Origin of the sequence: Flavobacterium sp. 22659, from assembly GCF_052044235.1 — a bacterium.
Taxonomy (GTDB): Bacteria; Bacteroidota; Bacteroidia; order Flavobacteriales; family Flavobacteriaceae; genus Flavobacterium; species Flavobacterium johnsoniae.
This window is the reverse complement of sequence record NZ_JBQEMU010000017.1, coordinates 49,174-66,174: the sequence shown is the minus strand read 5'-3', so window position 1 is coordinate 66,174 and position 17,001 is coordinate 49,174. Positions and strand designations below refer to the sequence as shown.

General features: G+C 32.6%; 13 protein-coding genes. 7 read left to right on the top strand and 6 right to left on the bottom strand.

The window, feature by feature from the left end:
* Positions 1 to 172: 172 nt before the first annotated feature.
* Positions 173 to 1,330 carry an iron-containing alcohol dehydrogenase gene (locus ACTJIW_RS16525; protein WP_121359878.1) on the top strand — a complete coding sequence of 386 codons (1,158 nt, stop codon included), beginning with the start codon at positions 173 to 175 and terminating at the stop codon, positions 1,328 to 1,330.
* Between the two features lie 220 nt (positions 1,331 to 1,550).
* Here ACTJIW_RS16525 and ACTJIW_RS16520 read toward each other — a convergent pair whose 3' ends face one another.
* Positions 1,551 to 3,959, bottom strand: a complete 2,409-nt coding sequence (locus ACTJIW_RS16520; RefSeq protein WP_440716204.1) for a hypothetical protein — start codon at positions 3,957 to 3,959, stop codon at positions 1,551 to 1,553.
* 252 nt (positions 3,960 to 4,211) lie between these two features.
* Between ACTJIW_RS16520 and ACTJIW_RS16515 the strand changes: the two genes are divergently transcribed.
* The 5 genes from ACTJIW_RS16515 (at position 4,212) to ACTJIW_RS16495 (ending at position 12,334) form a co-directional block, all read left to right on the top strand.
* On the top strand, positions 4,212 to 5,207 hold the full coding sequence (locus tag ACTJIW_RS16515; protein WP_012022850.1) for an NAD(P)H-dependent glycerol-3-phosphate dehydrogenase: 996 nt from the start codon (positions 4,212 to 4,214) through the stop codon (positions 5,205 to 5,207).
* Between the two features lie 378 nt (positions 5,208 to 5,585).
* The gene (locus ACTJIW_RS16510; RefSeq protein WP_440716205.1) at positions 5,586 to 8,261 is read left to right on the top strand and encodes a TonB-dependent receptor; all 2,676 of its coding nucleotides are present in this window, start codon (positions 5,586 to 5,588) and stop codon (positions 8,259 to 8,261) included.
* Positions 8,262 to 8,272: 11 nt separating this feature from the next.
* Positions 8,273 to 9,583: a DUF4876 domain-containing protein gene (locus ACTJIW_RS16505; RefSeq protein WP_440716206.1), complete on the top strand. Its 1,311-nt coding sequence runs from the start codon at positions 8,273 to 8,275 to the stop codon at positions 9,581 to 9,583.
* Positions 9,584 to 9,595: 12 nt separating this feature from the next.
* Positions 9,596 to 11,191, top strand: a complete 1,596-nt coding sequence (locus tag ACTJIW_RS16500) for a DUF6850 family outer membrane beta-barrel protein (protein ID WP_440716207.1) — start codon at positions 9,596 to 9,598, stop codon at positions 11,189 to 11,191.
* 3 nt (positions 11,192 to 11,194) lie between these two features.
* Positions 11,195 to 12,334, top strand: coding sequence for a cytochrome-c peroxidase (locus ACTJIW_RS16495; RefSeq protein WP_440716208.1), 1,140 nt, complete (start codon positions 11,195 to 11,197; stop codon positions 12,332 to 12,334).
* Between the two features lie 151 nt (positions 12,335 to 12,485).
* On the opposite strand, the gene ACTJIW_RS16490 is transcribed toward ACTJIW_RS16495, so the two are convergent.
* The 5 genes from ACTJIW_RS16490 to ACTJIW_RS16470 all read right to left on the bottom strand — a co-directional run bounded on the left by ACTJIW_RS16490 (position 12,486) and on the right by ACTJIW_RS16470 (position 16,015).
* Positions 12,486 to 12,893: a hypothetical protein gene (locus ACTJIW_RS16490; protein WP_012022855.1), complete on the bottom strand. Its 408-nt coding sequence runs from the start codon at positions 12,891 to 12,893 to the stop codon at positions 12,486 to 12,488.
* Positions 12,894 to 12,976: 83 nt separating this feature from the next.
* On the bottom strand, positions 12,977 to 13,996 hold the full coding sequence (gene pheS, locus ACTJIW_RS16485; RefSeq protein WP_012022856.1) for a phenylalanine--tRNA ligase subunit alpha: 1,020 nt from the start codon (positions 13,994 to 13,996) through the stop codon (positions 12,977 to 12,979).
* A gap of 84 nt (positions 13,997 to 14,080) precedes the next feature.
* Positions 14,081 to 14,530 carry a hypothetical protein gene (locus ACTJIW_RS16480; protein ID WP_440716209.1) on the bottom strand — a complete coding sequence of 150 codons (450 nt, stop codon included), beginning with the start codon at positions 14,528 to 14,530 and terminating at the stop codon, positions 14,081 to 14,083.
* Between the two features lie 164 nt (positions 14,531 to 14,694).
* Positions 14,695 to 15,051: a hypothetical protein gene (locus ACTJIW_RS16475; protein WP_012022858.1), complete on the bottom strand. Its 357-nt coding sequence runs from the start codon at positions 15,049 to 15,051 to the stop codon at positions 14,695 to 14,697.
* Positions 15,052 to 15,229: 178 nt separating this feature from the next.
* A complete protein-coding gene (locus tag ACTJIW_RS16470) occupies positions 15,230 to 16,015 on the bottom strand; it encodes a hypothetical protein (RefSeq protein ID WP_440716210.1) in 786 nt (261 codons plus the stop codon).
* Positions 16,016 to 16,065: 50 nt separating this feature from the next.
* Between ACTJIW_RS16470 and ACTJIW_RS16465 the strand changes: the two genes are divergently transcribed.
* Complete coding sequence (locus ACTJIW_RS16465) at positions 16,066 to 16,611, top strand: CvpA family protein (protein ID WP_440716211.1); 546 nt, start codon at positions 16,066 to 16,068, stop codon at positions 16,609 to 16,611.
* The last annotated feature ends 390 nt before the right edge of the window (positions 16,612 to 17,001 follow it).

The following is a 17,001-nucleotide window of genomic DNA, read 5'->3' as shown; positions in this document are numbered from 1 at the left end:
CTAAGCTTCTAAGTAACTAAGGTTCTAAGGTTTTTCTTAGTTGCTTAAAAGCTTAATCTCTTATTTCATTACTATTAAAAAATTAAACAAACAACAATGCTAGACTGCAGATAAGTTCAAAGAAAAAAAACTTAGAACCTTAGCAGCTTAGTATCTTAGAAACTCAAAAAAAATGCTAAACTTTGAATTATACAATCCGACAAACTTAGTTTTCGGGAAAGGACAAATTGAAAAACTTTCGACTCTGGTTCCAAAAGATGCAAAAATTCTTTTGGCTTACGGCGGTGGAAGTATTTTTAAAAACGGAATTTACGATCAGGTAATTACGGCTTTAAAAGGCTTTAATATTGTGGAATTTGGCGGAATCGAACCAAACCCAAGATTTGAGACTTTAATGAAAGCGGTAGACGTTATTAAAGCTGAAAAAATCGACTTTATTTTGGCTGTCGGCGGCGGATCTGTGATTGATGGCGTGAAGTTTATTTCGGCAGCAGTAAACTTTGAAGGCAACCCAATTGATATTTTACAGAAACGTATTTTGATTAAAGAAAATGCGATGCCGTTTGGAACTGTATTAACGCTTCCGGCAACGGGAAGTGAAATGAACTCTGGATATGTAGTAACGATTGAAGCAACTCAGGAAAAATTATCTTCTGGCGGAAGTGCTTTGTTTCCTCAATTCTCAATTTGTGACCCAGCAGTTATAGCTTCTTTACCAAAAAGACAAATCGAAAATGGTGTTGTAGATGCTTATACACACGTTATGGAACAATACTTAACGTATCCGCATGATGCTTTTTTACAAGATAGAATTGCCGAAGGAATTTTACAGACTCTAATTGAAGTTGGTCCTGGAATTGTAAAAAATCCAACTGATTATACTTTGGCTTCAAACTTTATGTGGAGTTGTACAATGGCTTTAAATGGGTTAATTCAAAAAGGTGTTCCAAGTGACTGGGCAACTCACATGATTGGCCACGAATTGACAGCACTTTACGAAATTGATCATGCTAGAACTTTGGCGATAATTGGCCCAAGTTTGTACCATGTAATGTTTGAAACTAAAAAAGGCAAACTGGCACAATACGGAAGAAGAATATTCAACTTGACTGGTTCTGACGAAGAAGTAGCAAAAGAAGCCATCAACAAAACGGTTGAGTTTTTCCATACTATGGGAATGGACACAAAACTTTCACAATACACAGAAGATTACAGCAAAACAGCAGATTTTATCGTAAATCGTTTTGACGAAAGAGGCTGGAAAGGTCTTGGTGAAAATCAATTAGTGACTTTAGATAAGGTAAAATCTATTGTAGAACTTTCTTATTAGTCACAATATTCAGTCTCAGTTTGCGGTTTTTGCATATCACTGAAAACCGTTGACGGGTGACTGCAAACAAAAAAGGCGTTCTTATAAAAAATAGGAACGCCTTTTTAAAATACTAAAACAAAACTAACTAACTCAAATCTTTGTAAATTCATTAAAATTCTAATTTATAAAGACTTACAACGTAAGGTTTTGTGTTTTATTGTATGCAATTAAAATATTTTTATTTAAAATCTTCATTCATCTTCTTTTCCAAGGTTTTATTCAGATTTTCAACTTCTGTTTTGATATTTTTAAAATCGATATTCTTTTTTTCTTCCAAAATCTTTTCATCCAAAAACAATTTCAAATCATACAAATTGTTTTTGTTTTTCAGTATCAGAGTTCCAATTTCTGGCTTTTTTGCTTCGTTAATTCTCAAACCACCAATCATGCTGCCTTTTAGTTCGTTTCCAAATAATAGTTCAACATCTTTTTCGGAAGAAATTTTTGCAGCAATTGAATTGAAATTTTCCTGAATAGATTTATTATGATCCAGATAAGAAGTAAAAACTGTGCTGAAAATTTCAGAATCTCTTCTCTGCTCATCATTTCCTTTTATTGTTTTGAATAGTTTTGCCTCGATTTTATTGTTAGTTTCATAATATAAAACACTTCCGGTTTCTGATGGAGCTGTTTCATTAACTTCTACTGCTGAACTGGTAAGAAGTACTTTATCATTAATACTAAACTTGCCAATCGTTTTATTATTTACTTTTTCCAGAACAATTTTTCCTTTTACTTTTTTATTGAATTCTTCGAGTTCAATAGCATTATTTTTTAACTCAAAATGATATCGGTTAAAATAATGCATGGCAAAAATATCGAAGTCATAACTCTGCAGAATATTGTTTTTCCAGTACTTTGTAATAAACTGGCGCTCCAATTTTATGTATTCCGGGCCGTCAACTATTTTACCGTCTTTATAAGTCGATTTTATATCATAATTTGGGTATTGATACTTTTCGATATTTTCTAAATAATTGTTCGAATATTGGTATTTGATAACTCCGTTTTCATAATAATCAACATAGTTAAATTCATTAAAATCTGTAGCAAAATAACCCGAATAAGGTTTGTCATTTTTATAAATTCCAACATAAGAATCCTGTCTGTCCGAAGTAATCAAAAAAGACTGGTTAACAATTTTCGTTCTTTTTCCATTTTCAAAATAGATCGTTTTTAGAATATTGTTTTCCCCTTTTTTATCGTATTCACTTCTATAATAAATCTCTTCAGTTACTGCTCCTTTTTTATAAATTGTGCTTTTTTGAGCCTCGACTAAAGTTCCTTCATACGGCAGATCATTTTTATATTCCAGCTTTCCTGTTATTTCGCGATTATCGTAAAAAACAGTTTCTCCGTTTTTAATATCGTTTACCACAGTGTAAGTTCTAACCGGATCGTCGAGATAATAATTAAAGATTTTCTGAAGCCCATTTTTCTTGTATCCAGAAACGCTGATTAATTCGTTTTGTTCATTTTCAGTTTTAACGACAAAAGTTCCATTGAATGGTTTTCCATCTTTGTAAATTCCTTTTGCAACAATATTTCCAGATTCATCTTTCACAATTGCTTCTCCTTCTATCAATCCATTATTATAATTTTGATTGATAAATAAATCGCTCGCAAATCTTTCATCAAAATTACCTTCAAAAGGCTGTCCGTTTTTATAAATTCGTTTTGCTTTTATGCTTCCGTCTGAGTTGTATTCAACCTGATCGCCTTGTTCTTCTCCATCAGAATATTTTACAATTTTTAAAACTTTTCCGTTTGAAAAATATTGAATTTCCTCTCCGTTTTTCTGTCCGTTTTTATAATTGGTTTTAGATTTTAAAGCGACAGCAAATTTGTTTTGAAAGTAATAATTGTAGACAACTCCGTTTGAAATTTCACGTCCGTACTTTTCAAAATCATTTTCATTAATAGTCTGCAGAATTTTTCCCGACTTATCGTAATTTATCTGCTTAAATGGTTCTGTATTACCATTTGCAATATCGTACCATATTTCTTGCGCCAGCTGTTTTGAAGCCGTCCAAAATATCTTTTTCTTAATAATCTTTCTGTTTTTAGTCTTGTCTGTTTCATCACGAATAATCATTCCCTCGGTCATTCGAATTGGTTCTTCCCTATCGGCTGCATTATCCGCTTTGTTCAATCGGTAATCTTCCCAATTTAAAACTTCTTCAAAATCGCCACTTGCAGGTTTTCCACCGTCGTATTTTCCTTTCATCAACACACTGCCGTCTTCGTGATAAAGAATAGTTTCACCATCTTTTCTTCCATTTTTATACTGAATGGTTTTTAACTTTTGCCCGCTTGGATAATAATACGTCAAATTTGAAACAACAGAAAAGTTATAAAATTGATAAAAAGAAGAATCAAAGCCATTTTCATCAAGCCAAAGTACATCACCCACATAATTATCTTCATTATCCTGAAAAGAATATCCCTGAAACTGCGGTGTTTTATTGATGTAGAAATCTTCAACTAAAATTAGATTTCCTAATTTCTTTGAAGGCTGAATTCTGTAAAAAGAAGCATTTTCTTTAGTAGTAGTTTTCCAATTGGCATCGAAATAAAGTGGTTCCATATTTTGGGAGAAAGAAAATAGTGTCGTAAAAACAAAAATAAGGGTCAAAAATTTATTTATCATAATTGAACGAAATTTCTCAAAAATACTGTTTTTTGTATAAATTTAGTTTTTAAAGCTGAAATATAATCTGAAATTCAGCAGCTTTTAATTTAAAAGAGTACGAACCAAAAGGGCTTTGCCAAATTTCTTAAATCAGATTTTGCTTTATTAGCACATTATTAAGTACTTTTGTTTTAAATTAATAAAATAATGAGCGAAAAGTTAAAATTTGCAGTAATTGGAGGAGGAAGCTGGGCTACGGCAATTGCAAAAATGTTATGCGTTAATCTTTCTGAAATTGCGTGGTATATGCGTAATGAATCTGCAATTGAACATCTTCAAAAATACAAACACAATCCAAACTATTTAAGTTCTGTTGAATTTGACACCAATAAACTTAAACTGACCAGCAATATAAACGAAGCAATTGAATATGCAGATTACATTATTTTTGCGATTCCATCTGCTTTTCTTGATGCTGAATTAAAAAACATGACAGTTTCATTAGCTGATAAAATTATTTTTTCGGCTATTAAAGGTATTGTTCCTGAAACAAGTTTAATAGTTGGCGAGCATTTTCATATTCAATACGATATTCCGTATTACAACATTGGTGTTATTACTGGTCCATGCCACGCAGAAGAAGTTGCTCTTGAACGACTTTCGTATTTAACCATTGCCTGCGGTGATCCAGAAAAAGCTTCTATAGTAGCAAAATCACTTTCCGGAAATTACATTAAAGCCAAAATCTCTGATGATATTATTGGTACCGAATACGCTGCAATGCTGAAAAACATTTATTCAATCGCAGCCGGAATTGCACATGGATTAGGTTATGGAGATAATTTCCAGTCGGTTTTAATGAGTAATGCCATTCGCGAAATGAAGAAATTCATTCGTAAAGTTCATAAAATGAAACGTAACATTAATGATTCGGCTTATTTGGGCGATTTACTAGTTACAGGATATTCAGTTTTTTCAAGAAACAGAATGTTTGGAAATATGATAGGAAAAGGATACACTGTAAAAAGTGCCATGATGGAAATGAGTATGGTTGCCGAAGGGTATTATGCTACAAAAAGTGCTTATAAACTAAATCAGGGATATGGTGCTAAAACGCCAATTATTGATGCTGTTTATGCTGTTTTATACGAAGGAAAAGATGCAAAATCTGTATTTAGAAAATTGACTGAATCTTTAGATTAGTATTTTTTTTAAAAGACAAGAAGCAAGAAAAAAGAGCCAAACTGAATTTCAGTCTTGGCTCTTTTTTTATTGATAAGAAATCTTAAAAATAAAACTGAGTGAATAAAAACTACTCAATTAACAAGAAATATTTTATCTGAGAATACATCAAACCTACATCTTAAATAAAAAAAGTTAAGTTATTAGCCTTACAAAACATCACAAGAATTACTCAACTGTTTATCAACAAGATAACTTCATTATTTAAAACTTACAAATTGTTATTTTCTCACAATTTGACTTATACTCTATTTTACAATTCCTTTATTTTTCATTGCTTCGCAAAGAATTATCAATAGATTTGCATCATTATTTTTATTTGTTCTAAATTAAATATAGGTGCGCTACATTATAATTTTCTTACTGTTCACTCAAACAATTTTTTCTCAAAAAACCATTTCTGGTAAAGTTATGTCGAAAGAAACATCTACATCTTTATCTGGTGTTTTTGTTCGTGATACCAAAACAGAAAACTGGACGATTTCTGATAAAGATGGAAATTTCACCATTACGCTTCCTTACTTTCAGGATATTGAGCTAAATTTTTCGATACTTGGAAAAAAAGAAATTAATCAATCACTAAAAGACGGGCAGAACTCTATTACTGTTTATTTAGAAGATAATACGCTTCATCTTAAAGAAGTAATGGTTACAGCGAATAAAGAGCGTAAATATTCTGAATTAACTCTCGGAACAAATGCCATAAATAATGTTCAGGCTTTTTCTTTAGATGATGTTTTACAACAGCTTCCAGGACAAAAAACCGTAGATTTTACTTTAAATGAATATAAAAATATTGTTTTTCGTACGGCATCTGATGGTAATTCTTCAAAAGGCAGCAAAGCGTTTGGAACTTCATTTGTAATAAATGATATTCCAATTTCGAACAATGAAAATATGCAGGCACTTAGTCCAAATACACGTACTTTGGCCGGCAATGATTATGGCATTCGTAATAAAGTTTTTAATAACCCAAATGTCGGGGTCGATCTTAGGGAAATTCCAACTAATACTATTGAGGAGATAAAAGTCATTCAGGGAATTCCTTCTGCAAAATATGGGGATTTGACTTCAGGACTTGTTTTGATAACGACTAAAGTTGGAAACAGTCCGTACAGAGTTTCTGCTTCTATTAGAGATGCTACAAGTGAATTGAATTTAACCAAAGGCATTAAATTAGATTCAAGAAACTCCATGAATTTTGGAATTAACTATTTAGATTCTAAAGCAGACCCTAGAGACAATTTATTGAATTATCAGCGCATCAGCGGAAGTTTTGCCTGGAAAACTACAGATAAACTTTCTAAAATAAAAAATACCCTGAATTTATCCGTTAGATCAAACCTAGATGATGCAAAACATGATCCGGATAATATTACGGCAGATGTGGTTAAAAATGAAAAGCAGGGTTTTTCGATTTCTAACAACTTAATGTGGAAACCTTCAAACATTTGGCTGGATGGTATAAACATAAATAGCGGTTTCTCTTATGACAGGCAGTTTTCCAGAAAAGAAAGATGGATAAATCGATCTTTAACCGCTGCAACTGATTCTAAAGAAGAAGGAATTCATGAAGCTTTCGTTATTCCGTCTCAATATACCAGTATCAGCACAGTCGAAGGTATTCCAATTTCTACTTTTGTGAATCTTGAAACCACTAAAACCCTTACTACTACAACCAATTGGGTACACAGCATTTCATTCGGACTATCAGGAAGATCAAGTTCAAACAAAGGAGAAGGCAGAAAAAGCAGCGCAACGGGTTTAATAAATTTTTATGTTCTTGCTGAAGGAGGCGACAGCAAGCTGGGCTATAGAGACTATGATTTTAACAGAACCCGAACTGAAACTCAGTTTTCTGGTTATCTGGAGGACAGAGTATATAAAAAATTTGAAAAAGATAAAATCCTGAATATTGATTACGGAATTAGATATGAAAATCAGTCTGGTAACGTATCGTTACAGCCACGTATTAATTCCTCTTATTCTCTAAACAAAACTTTTAGAGTCCGCGGCGGGTTTGGATTATCGTCTAAAGCTCCTTCGCTTAATCAATTATATACTGGAGAACGCTACTTAGACCGATTATTGGGCAGCGGAATTTACAGTTATCCCGGTGTTTATCAAAAAGCATGGATTTTGACTGTAGTCAGCCCTGGTGATAACCTCAATTTAAAACCTTCTAAGTCATTAAAAACTGAAGGCGGAATTGATATAGATCTTCCTTTTGTCAATATAAATTTTACTGGATATTACAACAAACTGACGAATGGTTTTACAGGCCAGCAGGTTCCTGTTTCAAAAGAAATCCCACAAGCAAATGTCATTACAAACGGAACAGAAATTCCAACGTATGAGATTGTTGGCACAGCAAAACTGTATTACCTAACCAACAGCATTCAAAACAATACGAATTCTGAAGATATGGGTGTTGAAACGATAATAAATTTCCGCAAGATCAAAGCATTAAATCTGGATGTCAGCATGAATGCCTCTTATGTAAAGACTAATGATAATAGTAAGTCTATTAATTATTATGCTTCTACAAATTTGTTATCTGCAGAAAAATACGGCGTATTTCCCTCAATGCCAACAACAAACGAAAACTTTACAGCAAGTTTCAATTTTAGTTATCATATTCCCAAAGCAGGTTTATTGCTGTCCTTGAGAAGCGAGCATACTATATTGCGTACTTCTTACATTCCTACGAGTGAGTTTCCAAATGGTTATTTAGATGCAACATTGACTTACCACGAAATTCCGGTGGAAGAACGTAGTGATTTACAAAAATACGGTCACATTATTCGAACTATAAAAGGTACTCAAACCAAACTTGGGGATATGCTGCACAATTTTCATCTGCGTATTTCTAAAGATTTCTTAAACGGATTTAGTGTTTCGTTTTATTCTACGAATTTTTTAAATCTAAAACCTTATTACGACAAAGACAATTTAAGAACCATGTATGATATCGCAAACTTTTCGTTTGGAACCCGACTTAATTATCAATTTTAAATCTATATACTATGAAAAAAACGCTCTCTATTTTTATAATACTCTTTGGATTAATTATCCAGTCTTGCAGCAATGACGATAACGAAAGTGAAGCATTAAAACCTGTAGACTTTAGCGTTTCGCTTAAATACGATGCTGCTTTTAACAGTCAGGTTGTTAAAAAAGGAAGTGTTACTATTGTGAATACAGAAACTGCTAATAAATATACGGTTGAGTCTGACGAAAATGGTGTTGCCCTTTTTAAACAAATTTTACCGGGAACGTATTCTATTACGGCTACCAAAGTAATACAGTCTGCTGAATTTACGGAGACTTTTGGATATACGCCAACAGAAGCAGAAATTAATTTTAATGGAGCAGAAAGCAACGTTATTGTAAATGCTGCTTCTATTACTGCAAACGTAGAAATGAAAACTTCTAAAGTAGGTGATTTTGTAATTAAACAAATTTACTACGGTGGTTCTGATACTAAGAAAGGAGCGGTATTTAGAGATCAGTTTATCGAAATTTACAATAACTCAACTACGGTTCAGTATGCTGATGGTTTATACATGGCGCAGCTTACAGGATCTACTGCAACAACAGTAACAGCATACTCTTTGGCTAACGGTCAGTTTGACTGGAGCAAATCAGACGGAATGACTATTGGAAATACTGCAAATACAGATTTTGTTTACGGAATTAATATCATCAAAATACCAGGAAACGGCACACAATATCCTGTACAGCCGGGAGCAAGTATTGTTATTGCTCAAAACGCAATTAATCATAAAGCCAATTATGTAGATAATAATGGTAAAGCAGTTAGTATTGTAAGCCCTGAACTGACTGTAGATTTAAGTACGGCAGATTTCGAATCATTCTTAGGAACTTATTCAGGTGATCTTTATCAATACGACATCCAAAATCCTGCTGTTCCGGATGTAGAGATTGCTTATTGGGGAAATAGTAATAATGATATGATCTTAGATTCGAACGGAAGACAGGCTTATGTTATTTTTAAAATGGAGAATGCTGCATTCACTGCTTTAAAAACATACAAAAACCCTAAAGGAGATAAAAACTTATTCCTTCAAATTCCTAATTCAGTTATTATTGATGGTGTTGATACTACAAAAGATTTAGGATCTAATTTAATTCCTAAAAAACTGCAGCCACAAATTGATGGAGGAAATACTTATCTGCCTTCTGGAGCGTATTCTTCAAAATCAGTAATGAGAAAAACTAAAACTACAATTGCCGGAAGAATTGTTCTTCAGGACACTAATAACTCTACAAACGATTTTGTGGAAGTAACTGCAAATCCTAGAGGATTCAACTAAAAATTTTCTTTAATGAAAATCAATAAGATTAAAACAAATAACATTAAAAGTAATGCCTGGAAATACTGGGCATTACTCCTTTTGTTGTTTTCTTTCGTTTTTAATGTAAAGGCACAAGACACCATCAAAGTGCAAAACCACATTATTGATAATCAGATTAAAAATCAAGTTTTTAAATACCCTATTATTTATACAACTCCAAGTATTAAGGATTTTACTTTTACTGAAGTTTCTTATGAGCATCAGCAAAATGAATTTGCCCGAAAGCAGATTGCAAATGAGGTTAATACGTATCAATTTTCAGCACAGGGATATTTTACAACAAAATCTAAATGGAAGTTATTTGGCAATTTAACCATCAAAAAAATACTCGAAAAAAATCTGGGATTTGTAATTTCTGATGATCGTGCCGAAGAACAGGAAGTGATTACACCGCATTATTTTTATGTTCCCAGAAAAGCCAACTGGGACAATCAGGTTTATGCGTTAAACGGCGGTTTTTCTAAAGACATTACCAATCATTTATCTGTTGCTGTTAAAGCTAATTACGGTGCCGAAAAATACAGCAGGACTTTAGACCCAAGATCTCAAATTATCAACAGAAAACTGGGAGGAGAATTACAGCTTGGTTATCAAATCTCAAAAAATCATAAAGCATTTCTTCTAGGCAGTTATGCTGAAAACCAAAAAGATTTCAGTTATACGTATAATAATACCACTTTAAATTACGAAGCCTATCCTGAAACGTATCTTCGTTTTAATGCAGGTTATGGAAGAATTCTAAATTATTTTAAATCTATTGAAGACAGTTATTCTTACAACTATAAAGACCTTATAGACAAAGCAGGGTTAGGATATACTTTCTCAAATAAAAAAACAATTTTTACGGCTTTGTATTACAAGCAAAATTCAAACAATATTTTTTATCCTAGTTCTTATTCTCTTAAAGAATATGAAAGAATGAAAATAAAAACAAAAGCCAATCATGCTGAATTATTTGCTTTTCATAAATGGAAACAAAAAGAAATTCAGTCCACTTTACAGTTTGATCAAAGTGATGCCCGCAATTTTGACAAACAAAGCAATGGTTACAATTATACCAATTCATTAAGCAAAATCAATTGGACAGCGTCATTATCAAAAAAAACAGGTTCAAAAATTGATTATTTATTGGGTTTGAATATGCTTTATCAGCAAAACGAATACAATGATATTTTGGCCACAGCACATATTGAATTAAATTCGTTAAACACAGGAATTTACACCAGCAAGGATTTTGCTTTCAACAAAAGTAAATTAAATACTACCGTAAGTTTCAATATGTATTTCCCGCTTCCGTCAAAACTGGAATATTACGATACTTCGGGCGGCACAAATGCCCGTTTTTTTGACGAAGTGATTCTTTATGATTATGCCGTTAATACAACCCATTATTTTGCTCCTGCATTGCGTTTACAATACAGTTATCCAACAAAAAATAACAAAACAGTGGTTTTCTTTACCAATTTAAAAGAGAAAATCGCACTTAAAAAACAAACTGATTATCCAGTCAGCATTAATACCAACACCACCTATTGGGTTCAAATGGGTGTACAATTAAATTATTAAAAAATGAAAACAAAGTTAATCGGCATTGGGGCAATGGTAGTTTCACTCATCATGCTTTCTTATGCTAAGATTGAACCAAACCTATCCATATCTGAATTAAAAAAATTATACAGCAGCGGCGATTATCAAAAATGGCCTAAACCAGAAGTAGACTCTATTGTGTACGCACAAGGTTTTGAAGATATAGGGATTTTAGGCAAACCTGAATTTCCCAAAAACAATCCGTATACCGAAGAAAAAGCCGAATTGGGTAAAGTACTCTTCTTTGATCCTAGATTATCCAAATCAGGGCAGATTTCGTGTGCCAACTGCCACGATCCAGAATTGAACTGGGGCGATGCCAGAAGAGTTTCATACGGTGAAGGCAGACAGCAGGGAAACCGAAATGCTCCAAGTTTAATGAATATTGCGTATTCTAAAGTTTTCTTTTGGGATGGAAGAGCCGAAACTTTAGAAGATCAGGCAAGTTTTCCAATAAAAGATGCTAAAGAAATGAACTTTCATATCGACTTAGCAACAAAACGTTTAAACAAAATAAAAGGCTACAAACCGTATTTTAAAAAGGCTTTTGGAAAAGAAAAACTGACTCAGGAAGAAATTTTAAAAGCCATTGCAACATTCGAAAGAACTTTGATTACGCCAAAAAGCAAGTTTGACAGATTTATTGAAGGTGATTCTACACAATTGACAAACAAACAAGTCGAAGGTTTACATTTATTCCGTACAAAAGCAAGATGTATTAACTGTCACAACACAGCGAATTTTGCCGATAATAAATTCCATAATATTGGTTTAACGTATTACGGAAGAGAATATCAGGATTTAGGACGATATAACGTGACAGAAAAAGCAGAAAATGTTGGGGAATTTAAAACGCAATCTTTAAGAGGTGTCGCTCAAAATGCGCCTTATATGCACAATGGATTGTTTCCAAATTTACGAGGCATTTTAAATATTTACAACGCTGGAATGCCTCAGCCAAAACGAAAAGAAAATCAATTAAATGACACTTTGTTTCCAACGACTTCTAAACTCATTCAGAAATTAAATTTAAGCAAATCAGAATTAGATGCTCTAGAAGATTTTATTATGAGTTTATCAACTGGAGCTTATAGAATGCGTCCGCCTGTTTTACCACAGTAGTTAGTTTACAGTCGCAGTTTTCAGTTTTCAGTTTTCAGTTTTAAATACGCATACTTTACAGTTTTTAAAATAAAAAAAGTCTAAAATAAAATTTTAGACTTTTTTTATACGCCTCAAAAACTGAGACTGAGACTGTAAACTATGACAAAAACTACTTCACCATCACGCCTTCAACAAACAAAATCGGCACTTCTTCCGTTTTATTTTCGTCAAGCGAATTGGCTTTAAAAATAAACTTCTTATCGTACAAAGTATTTCCAATGAAGAAAGTCACCATAAATTCGTTATTAAGTGCTAAAAGGCTTTTCTCGACCAATTCTATTTTAACAACAGAAACCGAAGGAACCTCAACAAAAGCATGACGCAGAATTGACGTTTTTTTCATTTCGCCGTCAATCGTTCCAAAAGCTTTTGAAACTACCATAACGCTGTCTAAGTTAAAATCACTGTCATTAACTAAATAAGCGTACCATACTTTTTCCATAAAATCGTCGCTCCATTCCTGCACAGCAGCAAGAAATACATTTTCAACTTCTGGAATTATTATATCTTTTTTCATATGAGTCAAAAGTTTAAAAGTCGAAAGTCGAAAGCCACAAAGCAAAGACTTTATGACTTTCGACCTTAGACTTTCGACTTAAATTAAATATTTGCTTTAAACTGCTCTAAGAAACGAACATCATTTTCATAAAACATACGGATATCGCCAATTTGGTATAAAAGCATTGCAATACGCTCTACTCCCATTCCAAAAGCAAAACCGTTGTATTCATCTGGATTGATATCACAGTTTTTCAAAACGTTTGGATCTACCATTCCGCAGCCTCCAATTTCCAACCAGCCTGTTCCTTTTGTAATACGGTAATCAGTTTCTGTTTTTAGTCCCCAATAAATATCAATTTCAGCACTTGGTTCTGTAAATGGGAAATAAGACGGACGAAGACGGATCTTAGATTTTCCGAACATTTCTTTTGTGAAATATAACAATGTCTGTTTTAAATCGGCGAAAGAAACATCTTTGTCAATGTACAGTCCTTCTACTTGATGGAAAATACAGTGCGAACGAGATGAAATCGCTTCGTTACGGAAAACGCGTCCTGGAGAAATTGTACGAATTGGCGGTTTATGATTTTCCATATAACGCACCTGAACAGATGATGTATGCGTACGCAATAACACATCAGGATTAGTCTGAATGAAAAATGTATCCTGCATATCACGTGCCGGATGGTATTCTGGCAAGTTCAATGCGGTAAAGTTATGCCAGTCGTCTTCGATTTCCGGTCCTTCAGAAACGTTGAAGCCGATATTGGCAAAAATATCTATAATCTGATTTTTAACAATAGAAATTGGGTGGCGTGAACCAATAATTACTGGTTCTGCAGCACGTGTTAAATCACCAAAAACTCCTTTTGATTCTTCTTTGCTTTCCAGCTCTTCCTGAATCTGCTTTACTTTTTCTTCAGCAACAGCTTTTAAGGTATTGATTACTTGTCCAAAATCTTTTTTCTGGTCGTTTGGAATATTTTTAAACTCATTAAAAAGTTCTTTTAATAAACCCTTACTTCCTAAATATTTAATACGAAATTGTTCTAAAGATTCTTTATTTTTCTCATTAAAGGCTTTAGCTTCCTCTATATGCTGTTTTATCTTATCTATCATTTTCCTTCGATAATTGAGAGTACAAATTTAGTGTTTTTAGTTGAAAGTGTGCGGTCACAGCTGCAGTTTTAGGTTTTCCGTAAATTATTTTATCAGATTTAACTTTTCTTCAACTTGTTTAATCTTTACATGCCAATAATCTAAACCTTGCTGATTGGTTACTATTTCCTTTTTGTAATTAGGAGAGATACTGCTTAATTTATGCCAGTTTTTATTTAAATCCCGTTCTTTTTCCTCTTTTGTTGAAGGTTCAATTCTGGTTCGCCAAAAATCCATATTTTTAAGATATGTCTTTTTTATGCCTTCAAAATACTCGATTAATTTTTCTTTTGAATTTGGAATATACCCTGGTCCGCTGCAGCCACAGGAATGAAATGTAATACCAACAGAATATAAGCTTTTAAGATGTTCCCATTTTTTTACGTCGTCTTTCTTAGGCGATTCAAAATCAAGTCCCATGTTTGCCATTAATTCTCCACATTGCGGACATTTGGCTTCAAAAATCGATGTTTCTCCCTTTTTAATATCTCCCATTAATCTTCTTTTAAATGTTTTTCGACAATTAAAACAAGCATAATGAGGTTTATAGGATACCATTCCGTATCTACACATTTTCTTTAGTTTTTAGTCTTAGTTTTCAGTGACAGTTTCCAGTCTCAAAAGCTGAGGAACTGAGACTGCGACTGTAAACTAAAAAACTACTCAATCAATTTTCTTTCTAAAAAGTAATTCACGATTGCTTCTTTCATTAAAACCGATTGTTCACCAGCTTTTAACGGTGGGAGTTGTTCTTTTATTTTATAGTGCGGCCAGCCTTCGGCATCAAAAAAGTCAAATTCGTAATATCCGTATGGTTCTAACAATCGGCAGATGGCAATATGCATCAGATTTAATTTTTCATCTTTTTTGAATTCACGGTGTAGTTTTCCGAGTTCCTGAACTCCAATTAGGTAAATTATGGCATCCAAATCTAAGTCTTCGCCCTGCGAAAATTGATTGGAAAGTATATCGACGAGCTTTTCCCAGCGCTCTTTTAATTGTATATCTCTAGACATTGTATGATTTTAGATTGTTGATTTTAGATATTAGATTGTTTAAAAATTCAATTCTGAAGGGGCAGAATTACAATCTGAACTCTAAAATTTGATTTGCAAAGATACACAGTTCAAATTTCAATCATACCAAAAATAAAAAATATAGGATTTTAAAATATAATACTGAAAGTCTTCTTGTTTATTGATATTCAATAACCGTTTTTGAAATCACAAAATTATTTGCCTTTGCAATCTTTTTTATTTCAATTGGAAAATCATCAGCATTATATACTATTTCAAAATTATAATACACAGGAGTTTCAGTTGTAACAGGATAATAATATTCTTTTGACGTAACATTATTATTAGATATTCCGTCAAAGCCTTCGGTCTCCAAAACAAGTCGATAATATTTATTCATAAATTTCATCGGGTTGTTTTTATTTTCATAAAAATATTTGCTTTTAGAAATTGTTTCAGGGCCAAATAAAGATGATTTCTCTGTAATTTCCGTCGCATTTTTATTTTGATCAAAAGAATATATTGATTGTTTCTGAACTATAAAATTTCCACCCGTTAAGTAACCTGATTTTTGTAAATTAAGAATTCCATTTTTATACCAATATTCAGTTCTTTCATCTTGATTTATGCCTGATAAAGTATATTCTAAAAGATCTCCATCATAATAAAATGTTGTAAAACCAGTTGCAATCTCATTTTCAAAATAATTTACCTTACTGATTTTATCTCCGTTATATAAAAATTCAGATCTGTTTTTACCCGAAGCAACACTTTTTAAAACATTATTTTCGTATGAAAAATTTAATATTTGTGTTTCAGAATTGTTCGAAAAATAAATGGTTTCAGTTATTTTTTTTATCAGAATTGATTTTAGATCAACTGTATTATCTTTGTCCCCGTTGTCGTTTGAACAAGATGTAAATAATATAACAGCTAAAATTTTGATTAACAGGTTTTTTCTCATTATGGTGTTTTTTACAAAAATAGAAATATAATTCTTTTCATAACCTTGCCATGAGTTTTTTTGATATTATCGTTGCCACGCTTTTACTTTATAGTCTTTATAAAGGCATTAAAAACGGACTTTTTGTTGAAGTCGCTTCTTTTATTTCTTTGCTATTAGGAATTTATCTTGCCATAAAGTTTTCTTCATTAATGAGCGAAATGATTTCAAAACATGTTTCTTGGAATCCTACCAATATCCAGATTACGGCTTTTATTCTAACTTTTATTCTGGTTGTAATTGGCGTTTATTTTCTGGCAAAAATATTAACCGGAATTGCGGATTTTGCCATGTTGGGCTGGATGAACAAACTAGGAGGCGGATTTTTCAGGGTTCTAAAAACTATTCTTATTCTAAGTATATTTATTGCTTTGTTTGAGAAAATTAATTTCAATACTTTCGCCAAAAAGGAAACTTTAGATAATACTATTTTTTATAATCCGGTTAAAAAAGTCGCTGCTTTTGTATATCCGTCAATTGAAAAATGGTACGACACTTTTAAAAAAGAACATTCTGAAAAAGCAGAAGAAAAAGAGCAAGCTACAAACAAGGAATAATGCATTTTGTCAGGCTGAGCGAAGTCGAAGCCTCTCGTTTACAAATCAATAAACCCGACAGGTTTTAAAACCTGTCGGTTGTTATTAAAAAGCCTCAGCGAGGCTATATATTTATAGATATTAAACCGTCATAATGTAAAGAGCTCCAGCGGGCTGAAATATTTGAATTGTAAATAATTTATATGTCGCTCCGCTGGAGCTTTATATTGTAAATATCTATTGTATTCTATTAATATTTCGCTTCTCCGAAGCTCTCCTAAAACACAAAACCCGTCAGTTTTTAAAACTCGTCGGGTTTATTATTAAAAAGCCTCAGCGAGGCGATATATTTATAGATATTAAACCGTCAGAATGTAAAGAGCTCCAGCGGGCTGAAATATTTGAATTGTA